Source organism: Micromonospora sp. CNZ296 (genome assembly GCF_007827635.1).
This window is the reverse complement of the sequence record NZ_VISW01000042.1, coordinates 1-16,934: the sequence shown is the minus strand read 5'-3', so window position 1 is coordinate 16,934 and position 16,934 is coordinate 1. Positions and strand designations below refer to the sequence as shown.

20 protein-coding genes and 2 pseudogenes are annotated in these 16,934 nt (G+C 71.9%); 13 read left to right on the top strand and 9 right to left on the bottom strand.

The features are described from left to right. Positions 1-135: 135 nt before the first annotated feature. A complete protein-coding gene (locus FB455_RS33425; RefSeq protein WP_071098189.1) occupies positions 136-1,350 on the bottom strand; it encodes an ROK family transcriptional regulator in 1,215 nt (404 codons plus the stop codon). A 149-nt stretch (positions 1,351-1,499) separates the two neighbouring features. On the opposite strand from FB455_RS33425, the gene FB455_RS33420 reads away from it, so the two are divergent. Together FB455_RS33420 and FB455_RS33415 are read left to right on the top strand one after the other, a co-directional pair. Continuing rightward, positions 1,500-1,784, top strand: a complete 285-nt coding sequence (locus FB455_RS33420) for a sigma-70 family RNA polymerase sigma factor (protein WP_225319801.1) — start codon at positions 1,500-1,502, stop codon at positions 1,782-1,784. Next, positions 1,781-2,026, top strand: a complete 246-nt coding sequence (locus tag FB455_RS33415) for a hypothetical protein (protein WP_145755767.1) — start codon at positions 1,781-1,783, stop codon at positions 2,024-2,026. The genes FB455_RS33420 and FB455_RS33415 overlap by 4 nt, the downstream gene beginning before the upstream one ends. Before the next feature lie 63 nt (positions 2,027-2,089). On the opposite strand, the gene FB455_RS33410 is transcribed toward FB455_RS33415, so the two are convergent. Continuing rightward, a complete protein-coding gene (locus tag FB455_RS33410; protein ID WP_013475639.1) occupies positions 2,090-2,965 on the bottom strand; it encodes a universal stress protein in 876 nt (291 codons plus the stop codon). A gap of 104 nt (positions 2,966-3,069) precedes the next feature. On the opposite strand from FB455_RS33410, the gene FB455_RS33405 reads away from it, so the two are divergent. Both FB455_RS33405 and FB455_RS33400 read left to right on the top strand, forming a co-directional pair. After that, positions 3,070-3,528, top strand: a complete 459-nt coding sequence (locus FB455_RS33405; protein ID WP_013287809.1) for a MarR family winged helix-turn-helix transcriptional regulator — start codon at positions 3,070-3,072, stop codon at positions 3,526-3,528. 74 nt (positions 3,529-3,602) lie between these two features. Next, positions 3,603-5,030: an MFS transporter gene (locus tag FB455_RS33400; RefSeq protein WP_145755766.1), complete on the top strand. Its 1,428-nt coding sequence runs from the start codon at positions 3,603-3,605 to the stop codon at positions 5,028-5,030. A gap of 1 nt (position 5,031) precedes the next feature. Here FB455_RS33400 and FB455_RS33395 read toward each other — a convergent pair whose 3' ends face one another. Both FB455_RS33395 and FB455_RS33390 read right to left on the bottom strand, forming a co-directional pair. Further along, entirely contained in the window at positions 5,032-5,829 is a 798-nt protein-coding gene (locus tag FB455_RS33395) for an alpha/beta fold hydrolase (RefSeq protein ID WP_145755765.1), read from the bottom strand. Positions 5,830-5,881: 52 nt separating this feature from the next. Continuing rightward, positions 5,882-6,466: a helix-turn-helix domain-containing protein gene (locus FB455_RS33390; RefSeq protein ID WP_013287812.1), complete on the bottom strand. Its 585-nt coding sequence runs from the start codon at positions 6,464-6,466 to the stop codon at positions 5,882-5,884. Between the two features lie 80 nt (positions 6,467-6,546). Here FB455_RS33390 and FB455_RS33385 point away from each other — a divergent pair, with 80 nt between their 5' ends. The 3 genes from FB455_RS33385 to FB455_RS33375 all read left to right on the top strand — a co-directional run bounded on the left by FB455_RS33385 (position 6,547) and on the right by FB455_RS33375 (position 11,339). Next, positions 6,547-7,503, top strand: a complete 957-nt coding sequence (locus FB455_RS33385; RefSeq protein ID WP_145755764.1) for an NAD(P)/FAD-dependent oxidoreductase — start codon at positions 6,547-6,549, stop codon at positions 7,501-7,503. Between the two features lie 75 nt (positions 7,504-7,578). Next, complete coding sequence (locus tag FB455_RS33380) at positions 7,579-9,426, top strand: glycoside hydrolase family 15 protein (protein ID WP_047891099.1); 1,848 nt, start codon at positions 7,579-7,581, stop codon at positions 9,424-9,426. Between the two features lie 200 nt (positions 9,427-9,626). Beyond that, positions 9,627-11,339, top strand: coding sequence for an ABC-F family ATP-binding cassette domain-containing protein (locus FB455_RS33375; protein ID WP_225319802.1), 1,713 nt, complete (start codon positions 9,627-9,629; stop codon positions 11,337-11,339). Positions 11,340-11,406: 67 nt separating this feature from the next. On the opposite strand, the pseudogene FB455_RS33370 reads toward FB455_RS33375, so the two are convergent. The 3 genes and pseudogenes from FB455_RS33370 to FB455_RS35050 form a co-directional block, all read right to left on the bottom strand. Continuing rightward, a pseudogene (locus tag FB455_RS33370) lies at positions 11,407-11,625 on the bottom strand (hypothetical protein); the annotation flags it as partial. After that, entirely contained in the window at positions 11,622-11,801 is a 180-nt protein-coding gene (locus tag FB455_RS33365) for a hypothetical protein (protein WP_030274856.1), read from the bottom strand. The pseudogene FB455_RS33370 and the gene FB455_RS33365, both read right to left, overlap by 4 nt. After that, complete coding sequence (locus FB455_RS35050) at positions 11,798-12,238, bottom strand: hypothetical protein (protein WP_225319803.1); 441 nt, start codon at positions 12,236-12,238, stop codon at positions 11,798-11,800. Before FB455_RS35050 ends, FB455_RS33365 begins: the two co-directional genes overlap by 4 nt. 142 nt (positions 12,239-12,380) lie before the next feature. Between FB455_RS35050 and FB455_RS33355 the strand changes: the two genes are divergently transcribed. The 6 genes from FB455_RS33355 to FB455_RS33330 all read left to right on the top strand — a co-directional run bounded on the left by FB455_RS33355 (position 12,381) and on the right by FB455_RS33330 (position 16,235). Continuing rightward, the gene (locus FB455_RS33355) at positions 12,381-13,139 is read left to right on the top strand and encodes a helix-turn-helix domain-containing protein (protein ID WP_143025360.1); all 759 of its coding nucleotides are present in this window, start codon (positions 12,381-12,383) and stop codon (positions 13,137-13,139) included. Between the two features lie 157 nt (positions 13,140-13,296). Beyond that, the gene (locus FB455_RS35045) at positions 13,297-13,479 is read left to right on the top strand and encodes a hypothetical protein (RefSeq protein ID WP_225319804.1); all 183 of its coding nucleotides are present in this window, start codon (positions 13,297-13,299) and stop codon (positions 13,477-13,479) included. A 107-nt stretch (positions 13,480-13,586) separates the two neighbouring features. Beyond that, on the top strand, positions 13,587-14,390 hold the full coding sequence (locus FB455_RS33345) for a hypothetical protein (protein WP_225319805.1): 804 nt from the start codon (positions 13,587-13,589) through the stop codon (positions 14,388-14,390). 131 nt (positions 14,391-14,521) lie between these two features. After that, entirely contained in the window at positions 14,522-14,875 is a 354-nt protein-coding gene (locus FB455_RS33340) for a hypothetical protein (protein ID WP_377626673.1), read from the top strand. 106 nt (positions 14,876-14,981) lie between these two features. Next, complete coding sequence (locus tag FB455_RS33335) at positions 14,982-15,380, top strand: Imm32 family immunity protein (protein WP_030274849.1); 399 nt, start codon at positions 14,982-14,984, stop codon at positions 15,378-15,380. 225 nt (positions 15,381-15,605) lie between these two features. Then, the gene (locus FB455_RS33330) at positions 15,606-16,235 is read left to right on the top strand and encodes a hypothetical protein (protein ID WP_030274848.1); all 630 of its coding nucleotides are present in this window, start codon (positions 15,606-15,608) and stop codon (positions 16,233-16,235) included. Between the two features lie 47 nt (positions 16,236-16,282). On the opposite strand, the gene FB455_RS33325 is transcribed toward FB455_RS33330, so the two are convergent. Next, positions 16,283-16,513, bottom strand: a complete 231-nt coding sequence (locus tag FB455_RS33325) for a hypothetical protein (protein ID WP_225319893.1) — start codon at positions 16,511-16,513, stop codon at positions 16,283-16,285. 337 nt (positions 16,514-16,850) lie between these two features. Next, positions 16,851-16,934: pseudogene (locus FB455_RS33315) on the bottom strand (IS5/IS1182 family transposase); the annotation flags it as partial.

The following is a 16,934-nucleotide window of genomic DNA, read 5'->3' as shown; positions in this document are numbered from 1 at the left end:
CACCCGCTGCCTCAAGCGCTACATCGCCCGACAGCTCTACCGCACCATCACCACCCACCACCAAACCCCTTGACAACCCCACTCACAGATCAACGCGATCGAGAGGGCTGGAGGCGCGGCGGTGCACGGCGCGGCTCACCCGGCAGTGGGGACGCCCAGGGGGTCGGCGAACAACGGGGAGAAGCCCAGTTCGGCGGCGCCGATCAAGGTGGCGTCGTAGCCGAGTGCGGACACGCGCAGGCGGGCCTTGTCGCGGGAGATGGGCAGCACGTTGGCGGCGATCCGGCTGCGTACGTGGGCGGCCGAGGCGGGGAAGACCTCCTGGAGCGTGCCTCCGAAGATCACCACGCCGGGGTTGAACAGGTTGATCACGTTCGCCACGCCGATGCCCAGCCAGTCACCGATGTGCCGCAGCGCGTCCCGGGCGGCCGGCTCTCCCTGAGCGGCGGCGGCGACCACCGCGCGTACCGCCTCGCGCCCCTTCTCCCGTGCCGGGCGGCCCGCGACGTCGAGCAGCGCGCGCTCGCCGACCTCGGCCTCCAGGCACCCGCGCGAGCCGCAGCCGCACGGCCGTCCCTGGTACGGGTTCACGAGCATGTGCCCGACCTCGGAGGCGTACCCGCCGTCGCCGTCGAGCAGTTCGCCGCCCACGATGATCCCGCCGCCGACACCCACGTCACCGTGCAGGTAGACGAGGTTCTGGACGCCGACACCGGCGCCGCGCTGATGCTCGGCCAGCGCCCCGAGATGCGCCTCGTTGCCGACCAGGACGGGCAGGCCCAAATCGAGCCGCCGGGCCAGCTCGGCACCGAACGCCTGGTCCACCCACCCCATGTCCGGTCCGAAGCGGACCATCCCGTCGCCCGGCCGGATCATGCCGCAGTAGGAGGCGCCCACGCCGACGCAGACCGATCCGGGTGGCGCGGCGTGGTGCAGCGCCCGCCCGAAGTCGGCGAGCACCGAGACAACGGAGTCGAGGTCGGCGCCTGCCCGTGGCCGTTCCGCCTCCAGCCGCGCCGCCACCACACCGCCGAGCCCGACGCGGGCGGCCACGAGCCGGTCCACAGCGATGTCGAAGGCGAGGACGTAGACGGTGTCGGAGGCGGGACGCACCACACGCGAGGGACGCCCGGCCCGCCCGCTGCCACCCGCCGTCACCTCGCGGACCAGGCCGGCCGCCGCCAGTTCCGCGGTGAGCGCCATGACCGTGCTGCGGTTGACGCCCATCCAGTCGGCCAGCTCGACGCGCGTGACCGGGCCGGTCAGGTGGACGCGCCGCAGCAGCGCGCCGAGGTTGAGCCGGCGGCTGTCCCCCTGCGCGTGCCGGTCTGCTGCCAGACCTTTCAGCATCGACAACTCCGTCGGATGGCGACTGGCTCGTGGCCCGAGGATAGTTCCCGCACATCGACGGGTGCCAGCGCCCGCCGAAGGGACGGCCGTCTCAACCATCCTGGGCCCGACCGGCGTTCCAGCAGGTCTCCTGGTGGCGCCGCCGGCGGGTGGCCGAACGGCTGGACGCGACGCCGGCCGAGCGCGGCGGCGGCGACCACACCGACGAGACGGCGTTGCGGCTGAGCGTGGTGGCGGCGCTGCGGCGGCTCACCGCGCGGCAGCGGGCCGTGGTGGTGCTGCGCTACTACGAGGACCTGACCGAGGCGCAGGTGGCCGAGGTGCTGGGCTGCTCGGTGGGCACCGTGAAGCGGCACGGGCACGACGCCGTACGCCGGCTCCGCGAACTGGTCCCCGAACTTCTGGAGCGGACTCCGGAGAGGAGCGAGCGGTGAGCGTACGGCTGCGGGAGGCGTTGCGGGAGGCGGCGGCCGGGGTGCCCGCGTACCCGGTGCACGACCGGGCGGTGCGGACCGCGCGGCGCACGCGGTGGCGGACCGTCGCGGTGGTCACGGCGGTGCTGGCGCTGGTGGCTGCCGTGCCGCTGACGGTACGCGGGGACGGCCGGGCCGCGCCGACGGGCGCGGGCGGGGCGGCGCTGCCGGACCGGCTCGGGCTACGCCGCAGGCGTCAGTGACGCGGTGGAACGCCACGGGTGTCTCCCCGGCCGGGGAGACACCCGTGAGGTCGGCGCGGAGGACTACTCGGCTTCGCGGACCGGGCTCTGCGGCACCACCATCACCGGCCGGTGGGCGCGGTGCAGCGTGGCCATGGCGACGCTGCCGAGCAGGATCTTGCGGACCGCCGTGCGGCCGCGCGAACCGACGACGACCACGCTCGCCTTGCGCTCGGTGGCGACGACGGAGAGCGCGTCGGCCACCGCGCGGCCGGGAGCGCCGCCTCCGGCGCGGACGCGCACCGTGGTCACCGGCTGCCCGTCGACAGTCTCCGGCGCATCCCCCTCGTCGCCGTCGACGGCGACCAGGACGACCTCACGCTCCGGGAAGAGGCGACGGGCGGCGGCGAGCGCGGCCTCGGATCCGGCCGAGGCGTCCCAGCCGACCACCACCGGCCCGGCGGCGAGCGCGTCGTACTCGTCGGTCAGCAGCGGGTGCGGCACGACCAGCACGGGACGCGGGCTGTAGTGCACGGCCATGTCGGAGACGCTGCCGAGCACCGCGCGGGCGCCGCCGAGGCCCCGCGAGCCGAGCAGCAGCACGTCGGCCTGCTTCTCGTCGGCAAGCTCGGCGAGCCGGAGCCCTTCGCCGCCGTAGCTGCGGCACACGAGCGGCTCGGCGTCCCAGCCGGCGGCCCGGCCCAGCATCACGCCGACCGCCGTCATCCGGTCGGCCTCCCGGCCGCCCTCGCGCTCGATCGCCTCCACGAACACGTTGATGTTGCGGGTGCCGGTCCAGAGCCGCTTGCGCAGTTCCTCGCTGGCGAACGGAGGCGTCCACAGATGCCCGATCCACGCGTGCGCGCCGGGGAACAGCAGCGCGCCCACCTCGATGGCGGCGCTAGCGGCCGGAGACCCGTCGTAACCCACCACCACTTGCCTGCCGTGCTCGTCGCTCACCGCACCCAACCTCTCTCACCGACGACATCTCACAAGATCGTATCCGGGCCCGGACCGGATCCGAGCCGGATCATCCGCCACGGAATCATCGGTACGCTGGGCGGATGAGCACCCCGGACCTGTCGTACCTCCTCGACCACACCAGCCACGTGTTGCGTACCCGGGTGGCGGCGGCGCTCGCCGAGATCGGGCTGACCGCACGGATGCACTGCGTGCTCGCGCACGCGCTGCCCGAGGAGCGTACGCAGATCCAGCTCGCCGAGATGGGCGACATGGACAAGACGACGATGGTGGTGACGGTGGACGCGCTGGAGCAGGCCGGGCTGGCCGAGCGGCGTCCGTCGCGTACGGACCGGCGGGCGCGGATCATCGCGGTCACCGAGGAGGGCGCCCGGGTGGCCGCGCGCAGCCAGGAGATCGTCGACCGGGTGCACGCCGAGGCGCTGGCGAGCCTGCCCGACGACGAGCGGAAGGTCTTCCTGCGCGCGCTGGAACGCCTGACCGCAGGCCACCTGGCCACGCCTGTGCAGAGCCCGAAGCCGGCCCGCCGGGCCCGCCAATAGTCCCTCAATAGATTGTCTGTAACGGAACTATCCGCTACGGTCTCTCCTGTCGCACCTCTCGACAGGAGGACTCCATGTCCGCTCCCCGCTCCCGGCGGCTCGCCCTCGGCGTGCTCGCCACCGGCGCCCTGATGACCATCCTCGACGGCAGCATCGTCACCGTGGCGATGCCGGCCATCCAGCGCGACCTGCGCTTCTCCCTCGCCGACCTGAGCTGGGTCGTCAACGCGTACCTGATCGCGTTCGGCAGCCTGCTCCTGCTCGCCGGCCGGCTCGGCGACCTGATCGGGCGCCGGACGATGTTCCTCGGCGGCACCGCGCTGTTCACCGCCGCCTCCGTGCTGGCCGGAGTGGCGGCGAACAGCGCCACGCTCGTCGCGGCCCGCTTCCTCCAGGGCATCGGCAGCGCGGCGGCCACGGCGGTGAGCCTCGGCATCCTGGTCACGCTCTTCCCCGACGCCGCCGGGCGGGCGCGGGCGTTCGCCGTGTTCGCGTTCACCGGCGCCGCCGGCGCGGCGATCGGCCAGGTCGCCGGCGGCCTGCTCACCGACGCGCTGGGCTGGCACTGGATCTTCCTGATCAACCTGCCGATCGGCCTGGCCACGATCGCGCTCGCGGTCCGTACGCTGCCCGCCGACCGGGGCCTGGGCCTGGCCGCCGGAGCCGACGTGGCGGGCGCGCTGCTGATCACCGCCGGGCTCGTGCTGGGCATCTACACGGTGGTCACGATCGAGCGGTACGGGGCGACGTCGGCGCACACGCTCGGCCTGGGCGCGCTCGCCGCCGCGCTGGTCGCCGGGTTCGTGGTCCGGCAGGCCACCGCGCGCCGCCCGCTCATGCCGCTGCGGCTGCTGCGCTCGCGCGGCGTCGCCGTGGCGAACGTGGTGCAGATCCTCACCGTGGCCGCGACGTTCGCGTTCCAGGTCCTCGTCACGCTCTACCTCCAGCAGGTGCTCGGCTACGACGCCACCCGCACCGGGCTGGCGCTGCTCCCGGCCGCTGTCGTCATCGGCGCGGTGTCGCTCGGCGTCTCGGCCCGGCTCAACGCCCGCTTCGGCGAGCGGGCCGTGCTGATCGCCGGACTGGTGCTGCTCGCCGCCATGTTCGCGCTGCTGGCCCGGGTGCCGGTGGACGGCCGCTACCTGCCCGACGTGCTCCCGGTGATGCTGCTCGCCGGCGGGTTCGGGCTGGTGCTGCCGGCGCTCACCGCGCTCGGCATGTCCGCCGCCCGCGCCGAGGACGCCGGTCTCGCCTCCGGGCTGTTCAACACCACCCAGCAGCTCGGCATGGCGTTCGGCGTCGCGGTGCTGTCCACGCTGGCCGCCGCCCGTACCGCCGACCGGGTCGCGCTCGGCGACGACAGAGCAACGGCCCTGACCAGCGGCTTCCACGCGGCGTTCGCGGTCGGCGCGGGGCTCGTGGTGGTCGCCGTCGTGCTCGCGTACGCGCTGCTGCGCCCCCGCACGGCCGAGCGGGCCGAGGCTCCGGCGCTCGTGGGGTGAGTCAGCCGGGGGCGCGCGCCGGATGGGTGAGGAACGGCAGCACCGCCGCCGGCAACGCCGGTGAGGCCACCACGTCGTAGTGGGTCAGCCCTGGCAGCACCGCGAGCCGGGACGCGGGACGGTCGGCGCCGTCGCCGCCCGCGTTCCGGTGGCCGCCCCCGAGCAGGCCGAAGAACTCCGCCGCGTGACCGACCGGGATCGCGTCCGCGTCGGCGAAGACCAGCAGCACCGGCATCGGCAGCGCGGCCACCTCGGCGGACCAGTCGTAGTCGCGCCGCAGCAGGTCCCCGCTGCGGGCCCAGAGCAGGGGCCAGTCCTGCGGGCGGGGCGCGACCCGCGCGTACCGCTCGTACGGCGGGGTGCCGCGCATGCGTTCGGCGGCGCGCTCGTCGTGGGCGGACATCGCGGCCAGCGTCTCCGGGTACCAGCCGTGCCGCCGGAACGGCGTGGAGACGAGCACCAGGCGGCGGACCAGGGCGGGGTGCTGGATCGCGGTACGCAGGGCCACCCCGCCGCCGAGCGAGTAGCCGAGCACGTCGGCGCGCGACAGGCCGAGGTGACGCAGCAGCCCGGCGACGTCTTCGGCCATCGACTCGTACCGCAGCGGCCGGTCCAGACCGCCGGTGCGGCCGTGGCCCCGCAGGTCGACGGCGATCAGCCGGCGGCGCGCGGCGAGCGCCTGCCGGACCGGCGCGAACGTCTCCGTCGAGCCGTATCCGCCGTGCAGCAGGACCAGCGGCTTGCCGGTGCCGTGCTCCTCGTACCAGATCCGCAGCCCGCCGACGTCCGCATAGGTCACCCGCCGATCGTCGCGCCCCCGGCGCCGCGGCGGGCGCGTTCGCGGACGCCGCTCAGCGGGACGCGCGGGGGCGGGCGCGCAGGTGGGCGCGTTCGCCCTGGCTGCCGAAGAGGCTGAGGAACTCCACCCCCTCGCTGTCGGCGCGGCCGAACCAGTGCGGTACGCGGGTGTCGAACTCGGCCGCCTCACCGGGTTCGAGCACCAGGTCGTGTTCGCCGAGCACGAGCCGCAGCCGCCCGTTGAGCACGTAGACCCACTCGTACCCCTCGTGCGTCTTCGGCTCGGGCTCGGACCGCCCGCCGGCCGGAATGATCAGCTTGTACGCCTGGATGCCGCCCGCGCGGCGGGTGAGCGGCAGCATGGTCATCCCGTACGCGGCGACCGGCCGCAGGTGGACGCGCGGGTCGCCGGTGGGTGGGGCGCCGACCAGTTCGTCGAGCGTGACGCCGTGCGCGCGGGCCAGCGGGAGCAGCAGTTCCAGCGTGGGCTTGCGACCGCCGGACTCCAGCCGGGACAGCGTGCTCACCGAGATGCCGGTGGCGGCGGAGAGGTCGGTGAGTGTGGTCTCCCGCTCGCGGCGGAGCGCGCGCAGCCGGGGGCCGACCGCGTCGAGGGCCTGGTCGAGGTCGTCGTCCATGCCGGCCAGTTTGCCACATCAGCAACGGAGTTTGCAGTTCTGCCGGGTCCGGCCGCAGTCTGGTCGCGGAGGTGGTCACGATGACCGAGAACTACGAGGTACTGGTGATCGGCGGCGGCGCGGCCGGGCTCAACGGCGGGCTGATGCTGGCCCGGGCACGCCGCTCGGTGCTGGTGGTGGACGGGGGCGAGCCCCGGAACGCGCCCGCCGACGGTGTGCACGCGCTGCTGGGGCACGACGGCGTGCCGCCGGCCGAGCTGCTGGCGCGCGGCCGGGACGAGGTACGCCGCTACGGCGGGCACCTGACCGAGGGCCGGGTCGAGACGGTGGACCGCGACGGCGACGGGTTCGCGGTGGCGCTCGCGGACGGCCGCCGGGTACGCGCCGGGCACGTGCTGGTCGCCACCGGCCTGGTCGACGAGCTGCCGGACGTACCCGGCCTGCGCGAGCGCTGGGGGCGGGACGTGGTGCACTGCCCGTACTGCCACGGCTGGGAGGTGCGCGAGCGGCCCATCGGGGTCATCGGCACCGGCCCGATGTCGGTGCACCAGACGCTGCTGTTCCGGCAGTGGAGCGACGACGTGGTCTACCTGCGGCACATCGCGCCGCCGCTCACCGACGAGCAGGCCGAGCAGCTCGCCGCGCGCGGCGTGCCCGTGGTCGAGGGCGAGGTCGCGGCCGTCGAGACGGCCGGGGACCGGCTGACCGGGGTACGCCTGCGCGACGGCCGCACCGTCGACCGCGAGGTGCTCACAGTCGCGCCCCGGATGGTGGCGCGCGCCGGGTTCCTGGCCGGGCTGGGCCTGCGTCCGCAACCGCACCCCAGCGGGATGGGCGAGTACCTGCCGGCCGACGAGTCGGGGCGTACCGATGTGCCTGGGGTGTGGGTCGCGGGCAACGTGACGAACCTGTCGGCGCAGGTCGGCGCCGCCGCGGCGGCGGGCGCCTGGACCGCGGCGATGATCAACGCGGACCTGGTGCAGGCGGAGACCCAGCGGGCGGTCGAGGCGCACCGTGGCGCGCGGGCGGGTGGGTGACTACGAATCACCCCTAACCTGACAATTCTTCCCCTAGGTTGAGTCGGAGAGGGCAGTCGGAACCTGGGGGGCGATGTGAAGGGCTATCCGGCGATCGAGGATCACGGACTCATCGGCGACCTCCAGACCGCCGCGCTGGTGACCTGTGACGGCACGATCGACTGGTTCTGCGCTCCGCGCTTCGACTCGCCGAGCATCTTCGCCGCGCTGCTGGACAAGGACAAGGGCGGCTTCTTCCAGATCGCCCCGCACGAGGTCCGGTACGTCACCAAGCAGCTCTACCTGCCCGGCACACCGATCCTGATCACCCGGTTCATCAGCGCGGACGGCGTCGCCGAGGTGATGGACTTCATGCCGGTCACCGGCGAACGGGTCACCGACTCGCACCGCATCGTGCGCATGGTCACCATGGTGCGCGGCAGCATGCGCTTCCGGGTGGAGTGCCGGCCCCGGTTCGACTACGCACGCGAGCGCCACGACCTGGAGCGGCACCGCAACGGCTACCTGTTCCGCAGCCCGTCGGCGACGCTCACCTTCAACCCGATCGACCCCGTGCGGCAGCTCTGGGCCCAGACCGGCGAGATCCGCATGGAGGGCGGCGACCTGATCGCCTACGGCACGCTGAAGGAGGGCGACACCGGCGGGGTGATCCTGGAGACCGGCAGTGAGGAACCCCGGATCATCCCGCCGGAAGAGGTCCAGGGCATGTTCGAGTGGACCCGGGACTACTGGCGGCGCTGGGTCGAACGCTCCCGCTACACCGGGCGCTGGCGGGAGATGGTCGAGCGCTCCGCCATCACGCTCAAGCTCATGACGTACGCGCCGACCGGCGCGATGATCGCCGCACCGACCGCCGCGCTGCCCGAGCTGGTCGGCGGCTCCCGCAACTGGGACTACCGCTACACCTGGATACGCGACACCTCGTTCTCGGTGCACGCGCTGCTCGGTCTCGGGTTCACCGAGGAGGTCAGCCGGTACATGGACTGGCTGGACGAGCGCATCCGCGAAGCAGGCGACCACCAGGACCCGCTGAAGATCATGTACCGGGTGGACGGGTCCTCGGACCTGCACGAGGAGGTGCTCGACCACCTGGAGGGATACCGGGGCTCCCGCCCGGTACGCATCGGCAACGGCGCGGCCGACCAGCTCCAGCTCGACATCCACGGCGAGGCGCTCTACGCCATGCACCTCGCCGACGAGCAGGGCATCCGGGTGTCGCACCAGGTGTGGAAGAGCACCGTGCGCCTGGTCGACTGGCTCTGCCACAACTGGGACAAGCGCGACGCCGGCATCTGGGAGAGCCGGCACCACCCCCGCAACTACACGTTCGGCCGGGTGATGTCCTGGGTGGCGCTGGACCGGGCCATCCGGCTGGCCACCCGGACCGGCCGGCCCGGAGACATGAGCTGCTGGACCGAGCAACGCAACCGGATCTACAACCAGGTCATGGCCCGCGGTTTCCACCGGGAACGCGGCAGCTTCGTGCAGGCGTACGACGAGAACGTGCTCGACGCCGCCCTGCTCTACATGCCGGCGGTCGGCTTCGTCACGCCCAGCGACCCGCTGTGGCTGTCCACCCTGGAGTCGATCGAGCGGGATCTGGTCTCGGACAGCCTGGTCCACCGGTACGACCCGCTGCACTCCCCCGACGGGCTGCCCGGCCACGAGGGCACGTTCAACATGTGCACCTTCTGGTACGTCCAGGCGCTGGCCCGCTCCGGCCGGCTGGACGACGCCCGGCTCACCCTGGAGAAGATGTTCACCTTCAGCAACCACCTCGGCCTGTACGCCGAGGAGATCGCCTCCACCGGTGAGCAGATCGGCAACTATCCGCAGGCGTTCAGCCACCTCGCGCTGATCAACTCGGCGCTGACGGTCAACGACCTGCTCGACGCCGAGGCCGACGCCCGCCTCCGCCGGTAACTCCGGTGATCTCCGGCCCGGCCCCGGGTAGCCTTCACCGCATGAGGTTCCACGCCGCCGTCATGAAGCCCTGGTCCCTCCGCTGACGGCGGCAGGGTGACCGGCTTCTTCTGACGTACCAGCTCTGCTCCGCCGTCCTGGCGTTCCCGCCGGGCGGTGTCCTCGCGCTGCCCGGCTCCACGACGAGCCGAGAGCGGACTGTGAACAACCTCGACCACGTACCTTCATCCCCATCCACCTCAGGCGGTTCGCTGCCCGCCGGGCACCGGGCGCACGTCCGGGCCGACGGCGTCCGCGTCGTACGCGGCGGCCGGGTCGTGCTGTCCGACGTCGGCGTGACCGTCTCCGCCGGATCCCGCCTGGCGGTCGTCGGCGAGAACGGCCGCGGCAAGACCACCCTGCTCCACGTGCTGGCCGGCATCCTCGTGCCCGACCAGGGCACCGTGGAACGGCTGGGCACGATCGGCGTCGCCCGGCAGAACCTGGAGGCGCGCAACGGCGAGACGGTGGGCACGCTCGTCCACGGGGCGATCCGGGAGTCCGAACGCGCACTGCGGGCGCTGGACGCCGCCGCCGACGCGCTGGCCGAGGGCCGGGCGGGCGCGGACGACGCGTACGCCACAGCACTCGACGCGGCGACCCGGCTGGACGCCTGGGACGCGCAGCGTCGCGTCGACGTGGCACTGGCCGGTCTCGACGCCTGCCCGGACCGAGACCGCCCGCTGGCGACGCTGTCGGTCGGCCAGCGCTACCGGGTGCGGCTGGCGTGCCTGCTCGGGGCCCGGGTCGACCTGCTGATGCTGGACGAGCCGACCAACCACCTCGACGCGGCCAGCCTGGCCTTCCTCACCGCGCGGCTGCGCGAGCACCCGGGCGGCGTGGTGCTGGTGACCCACGACCGCGCCCTGCTGCGGGACGTGGCCACGGAGTTCCTCGACCTCGACCCCAGCGCGGACGGGCGCCCGCGCCGCTACGCCGGGGACTACACCGCCTGGCAGGACGGGCGCCGACGCGACTTCGCGCACTGGGTACGCGACCACGAGGCGCAGCAGGCCGAGCACCAGCGGCTGGCCGACGCGGTACGGGAGGCGCAGGGCCGGCTCAGCACCGGCTGGCGTCCGGAGAAGGGCCACGGCAAGCACCAGCGCCAGTCCCGCGCCCCCGGCCTGGTGCAGGCGCTGCGACGCCGGCAGGAGGCGCTCGACGAGCACCGGATCACCGTCCCGGAGCCACCGCAGCCGCTGCGCTGGCCGCCGCTGGACACCCGGGCCGGACTGCCGATCCTGCGGTGCCACGACGTGACGGTGACCGGGCGTCTGCGTACCCGGGTCACGCTCACGCTCGACGGCGGGGACCGCCTGCTGGTGACCGGACCCAACGGCGCGGGCAAGTCGACGCTGCTCTCCGTGCTGGCCGGCGACCTCGTGCCGTCGACCGGCGAGGTCCGTCACCCGTCCGGGGCGCGGGTGGCGTACCTCGGCCAGGAGGTGCCCGACTGGCCGCCCCTGATGCTCGCCCACGACCTGTACGAGCAGCACGTGGGCCGGCTGCGCTCCACCGGGCGCCTCGGCTCCGGCACGGCCCTGCCGCTCGGCGCGACGAACCTGCTCGACGCCGAGGCCCGGCGTACCCCGGTCGGCCGGATGTCGCACGGACAGCAACGGCGGCTGAACCTGGCGCTGCGCCTGGCCGAGCGTCCCGACCTGCTGATCCTCGACGAACCCACGAACCACCTGTCCGCGCCGCTCGTCGACGACCTCACCGCCGCCCTGCTGACGACCAGGGCCGCGGTGGTCGTCGCCACCCACGACCGGCAGATGCTCCAGGACATGGCGGCCTGGCCCACGCTGCCCCTCACCGCCGGCGACGCCGGGCCGTCCGGTCACACAGGGTCATGCCTGCCTGAAGGTTGATGACTTCGAGCGATATGACTGAGAGGCATATTTATGCCTCTCAGTCATATCGCTCGTACGGACGGGCCTCCCGGGTCCACCCGACGAAGCGGCGGTGCAGTGCACCGGCCGGCGCCCACGGCATGTCCTCCGAGGCCTGCACGAGGTAGGCGCCGAGGTACAGGGCCAGCGACACCGGCGCGCCGGCGTACTCCGCCCGCAGCTCCCGCCTCCGCGTCGGGCACGGCCAGGGCAGGTCGCAGCCGCCGCAGGTCCAGACCGGCATGACCGGGCCGTGGGTGGTCACCGCGCGTCCTCCAGGAACCGCGCGGTAACCGCCCGCGCCTGCCGGCTGGTCGCCCATTCCACCTGCCAGCAGGGGTACGGGGTGAGCCGCGCCCACCACGCCCGGCACCCGGCACACATGCCGTCGAGTCCCCGGACGTGAACCGCGAGGATCGTCTCCTCCGGCTCGCCGATCACTCGTCACTCCCCTGCGGCCAGTGACCACGGTTGATCGGAATCCGGTGCCGCGAATGACAGGGCAGGTCGGCGCCGCACCGGCAGACCCGTCTCCACCGCCGCCAGCACCAGACCGGCCGATGCCGCCGGGCGAACGTCAACGCGGCGGCGGACAGGTACGCGTCGTACGAGGCGCGGCGCTCCCGCGAGGGGTCGCCGTCCGGGGACCGTTGCCCGCCTCGCGCCTGGTCCAGCAAACGGCGCCGGGCGATCTCCTGCTCCATCGCCTGGATGCGGTCGCCGAGGCCGGAGACCGCCGACGACGCAAAATACCGACCGACGCCCTCGCCGCGAGCCGCCTCAGCAGCGGCGAGAGGTCGCCTCTCTGTCGCCCCTCGGTTCATCGCGTGGATCAGTTCGCTCCGGCTCATCGACGGTTCGTCGTCAGTGCTCGGCATCTCCACCTCCGCCAGGGAAAACGCGGCATCCCTCTCAGCCGCCCCCTGTCCACAGTGACGTGCAGGTGTCACCGATCGCGACGGCACAAGAGCCGACAATCCGACCACACAGGTGGCGACATTTAGGCGACATCGCATTATCGTGGCGGGCATGACCGCCCCCAACACGGTTCTGCGCGGCGTCCGTACCGGAATGCGCATGAGCCAGGACGACTTCGCCCGCGCGCTCCAAGCCGCCGGCCACCGCGTCGGCGAGCCCAACGACGCCAACAAGCGACTCGTCCAGCGATGGGAGTCAGGCGTGATCGCCGCACCGCGCCCCGTCTACGCTCGCGCGCTGGAGGTCGTGACCGGCCTGCCCATCTCACTGCTCGGCTTCGCCGCAGTGCCCGGCGGGCACGTCGCCGACGACCAACACGGTGGCCACGACCTGACCTCACCCGTATCGGGCCTGGCCACGCCGACGCCGACGGCCAAGCCGGCCACGGCCCACAGGTCGTACGAGGGCGTATGGCTCAGCCGCTACCAGTACTACTCCAGCGGCCGGGAGGAGTCCTTCGCCGGACAGCACTTCGTCGTCCTGCTGCAGCACGGCGACAGGTTGACCGCGCGAAGCTTGCCCGGATCGGCGTCCTCGTCCCTGTCGCTGGACCTCACCGTGGACGGCGCCGTCATCACCGGCACCTGGGTGGAACAGACCGACCCGGCCGGTTACTACCGGGGCGCCCGCTATCACGGGGCGATTCAGCTCCTGGCCGAGCCGACGGGCCGACGGATGGCCGGGAAGTGGGTCGGATTCGGCAAGGACATGGACGTGAACACCGGCCCGTGGGAGCTCGTCTTCCGCGACGCGTCGACCTCCAAGGCGACGCTGGACCGGTACAACACGCCAGCGACGTAGAGATGCCGCACCATCGCCTCGACTGGCGGACATGAACGGAATGCGGCACGGCAGGGTGTTCGCATCCAGGCGAGGCGCACATCGTGCTCGCGACGAGCACGTGCGCTCGGTGCCCGGAAGGCCAAGCGGATCGCGATGTTCGGCAACGGCACGCTGCATGGCAGCGGCGGACATCGTTGCGGGAGACGGTGACGCCGAGGACCTGGCGTACGAGATCTACTGGCACGCGGCCTATTCCCAGTTGCCGGAACTGCGACCCGTGGCCGATCGCTTCCTGGAGCTGTACGTCGGATGGGGCCCCGCCTTCGACCAGGACAGAGGAGGCGATTGCGGCCGCTAAGGTGGCGGCCCAGTCGTTCCTGCGCGACCATCCAGCCTGAGCGGCTCCCGCGTGTCTCGTCTACCGCAGCGACCGCGCACGGGCAAACGCCAGACGTGATGAGCCATATGCTGCACCCCGAGTGGAAGCGGGGATTCGTGAGGATCGTTGATCGGGTTCGCGGCGGATCCTTCGTCGCCGGTGTACTGGTGGTACTGGGCCTTGCCGGCTGCGTCACACGAGCCGACTCGCCACCGCCTCCGGCGCCCTCCGTGAATCCCGCGCCGTCGGCATCGCCCACCGAGCAAGAGGCGCTGATGGCGACGATTCGCCAGCTGGTCGAGCGGGCCGACGTCGGCGACGACATCCGGGAGCGCACGATCGAGGTCGGCGAGCCCTATGAACCCTGCGACCTGCTCATTGCCGACCCCGACCGGTCGAACGGGGGCGGGTTGGAGTTCGATCAGGTGTGGGGCGCGGGCCTGGAGGTCAATCCCGTAGGGATCTTCGCCGACGTCCAGCCCCCGACAACCCTTATGAACATCACGGTGATCGGTCTGCGCGATGCCTCGGCGGCCGCTGCGGCCGCGCGTAGGGCGCGCACCGCACGTTGCCCGAGTAAGGAATTCCGACTCAACATCGGGATGGCCACCGCCCGGTGGGGCGCACGCACGATTACCATCGGATCGACGAGCGCGCGGCTGACCACGGCGACGGTGAGCCGGGTGAACCCGGAAAACGCGGAAGGAATGCCGTTCCTGCCGGGCAACGCGCGGCTGATCTTCGCGCACGGCTCGCTGCTCATCAGTGTCGAGGCGCTCACCTTCTGGCCGCCCAAACTGAGCACCGCCACCGACGTCGCCGCAATCGCTCAGGAGAAGGCGACGTCCCTGGCAACGGCGATCGTCAAGACCGTCTCCGCGCCAGGTTAGAACCGAGCCGCCCCGGCGGCGTCGACACACGCCGGCCGGGCGACTGGCATCAGCGACTGTCATCCATGTTCGCTCAAAAGACCGCAACCCCGAACCACAAGGTGCATTCTCAGCCCACGGCAGAGGACGAGATGGACAACCGTACCGACCCGGTCGAAATCATCGCCCGGGTATCGGAGAACCAGGGCAAGCAACGGGCCTTAGAGGTCTGGCTCTACAAGGCCCACAAGGAAGGCTGGCCTGTGATAGTGGATTCGTCCTCCGTCGACCAGCCGGGCAACGACTGCGGAGTGGTGGCCATCGAGGGCCTGAAGTACCGCATCCGTCACACGAAGCGAGTCCGGCGACGGGTCGCCATCGTGCCCGCAGGGCAGCATCTGATCGCCGCTGCCGTCGACTCGGCCACGGGCAGGTCCGACGGCATCACCTGGACTTGGGAGTTCGACCACGCCGCGTGGGCCGAGCCGATGATCGACGATCACTAGCGCGGGCGACGCACGAATCGGATGGCCGCCGATGCCCTCCTGCCGGCTCGGCGCGCCACGGCGGGAAACAGGCACGAGGGTGAGCCGGGAGCGATGGAGATTCCGCATGAAGATCCTTTTCTATCCAGCGTCCGGTGAAGTCGACATCTCCGGAACCGCCGGTGAATACCACGCCTTGGCCGCGCTGATCGTGGCCGGAAGCGGAGGCCATGCTGCGGAGCCTGACGCCACGGACGACTTCGGCGGCACCGCACTCTCCGGCCTCCAGGTCTCGACCGCAGCCCACCGCATGGTCCTCATCTCGATAGACGACGCACGCGGTGTTCTCCAGATTTCCGGCGCCTCCGCCCCGCTGGCCGTCCTCGCGTCGAACGTCGAGGCAATGGCGGCCGACCAGGGCGGCGGCCACCTGCACATCGACTACTTCCCGGATCACCCCTACCTAGCCCCGACATCGGTCAGCTTGATCGTCAACAGCCCTCACGGTGGCATGCCGACGCGGTAGCCCCACAGCCTGGGTCAAATAGGAGCATCGGGGATTCTGGTGAGGTGTTCCCCGCTGCCCGGGCCTGACCCGAGTTCGAACCGGCTCCGTGCCTTGAAGTCGACCCGTCGACCCAGCAGGCGGGGCATCGTTCTCGGCGCATCCCGCTGGCCGAGGAGCAGGTGCTGACGATTCCCGGCTGATGCTTGAACCGATCGTTCCTCTGCAGCTCTAGGATCCTCGTCCATGCCCGACAGGATGTGGTCGCTGGCCGATTTCCGCTTCGACGAGGCTATCGAGGCTGCCGAGGTGTACCTCGACAGCGGGACAGAGCTGAAGCGGATGGCCCGGGACGAGGCGATCGCCTTCGCCCACGAACGGGGTGCCAGTCTCGTGGCTTGGCGCCCGCCGTCCGACGAGGCGGTCCCCTCCTGCGTAGTGGCGAAGGTGAGCCTCCCGCTGCGTTGGGAGCGGGCTCCGCTCGATGAGCCGGTGATCGATGAGCGGCTGTGGTTTGAGGCTCCCTGCGGGCGTGACGTCCTGGTCGGTAACGGCCACACGTTCGCCGGGCGAATGGCAGCGTGGTGTCCCCACGAGAACGTGGGTTACAACGTCTCGCGCGCCGAGATGGGGGCGATGTCGGACGAGGCCCGCTACTTCGTCGCGGGTTTCCTGGCCGGCAGCGAGCCCCGATATCCTGCGGGGGTCGACGGCGAGACTGACGAGGCCGATATGGATGCCTGGCGGGCCGCCCTCGCCCGATTCCGACGTACGGGATCGTGGTACGGCCGCTGGGGAACTTGCCAGGTGTGCGGGTGTGTCCTGCTGCCGGACACCGCTGGCGACCGATGCCACCAGCACTTCGTCGCTGGCTGAGCCCTTCTTACGCCCGCCCGTGCTGTAGCGACTCCCAGGGCGGGGACTCAGATCCGGCGACGAGGTTCTCTGCCGCTGACACCACCGTACGGAAGCGGGACGCCCAAGGCTCGCCACAGGTCACGGAGCACCCGTCCGAGCCGCTCGCTGTCGTCCATCGACAGCTCAGCGATGGCCATGCCGGCGGCCTGGTGCTCCCCGACGTTGTAGATCAGGGCGGCAAGCGCCGTCGCTGACGGTCGGTCGAGACGAAGAACCACTTCCTCTTCCTCAGGCATGTCCGGCACCCTACGGCTCCAGCAGCATTCGACGCTCGTCCGTCGTCCCACCAGAGGTGTCTCGTGCGGCCAAGGTCCCCACGTGATGTGGAACCATGACCGCATGGACCAGGAGACTGCGCCACAGGGGTGGATGCAGCAGCACATGGCCTCCTGGCTCCGCCTCCCCACCACCTTGCAAAGCGAAGGCTGGGAGGCGCAGATGACGTGTGAGGCAGCTCCGGTGCAGATGGAAGGTCACTTGCCGAGTGGCGAGCGGTTCTACTTCCGTGCCCGTCACAGCGAGGTATCGCTCGGCATCGGAGGCGAAGACCCTTCCGACATCCCTGAGCCATTTTCATCCTGCGTGGCGGTCGGCTTCGACGCGGTGCAGGACGAGGATGGCCTGCACGATCGCGGTCGCTCGGCGTGGGCAGCAGCG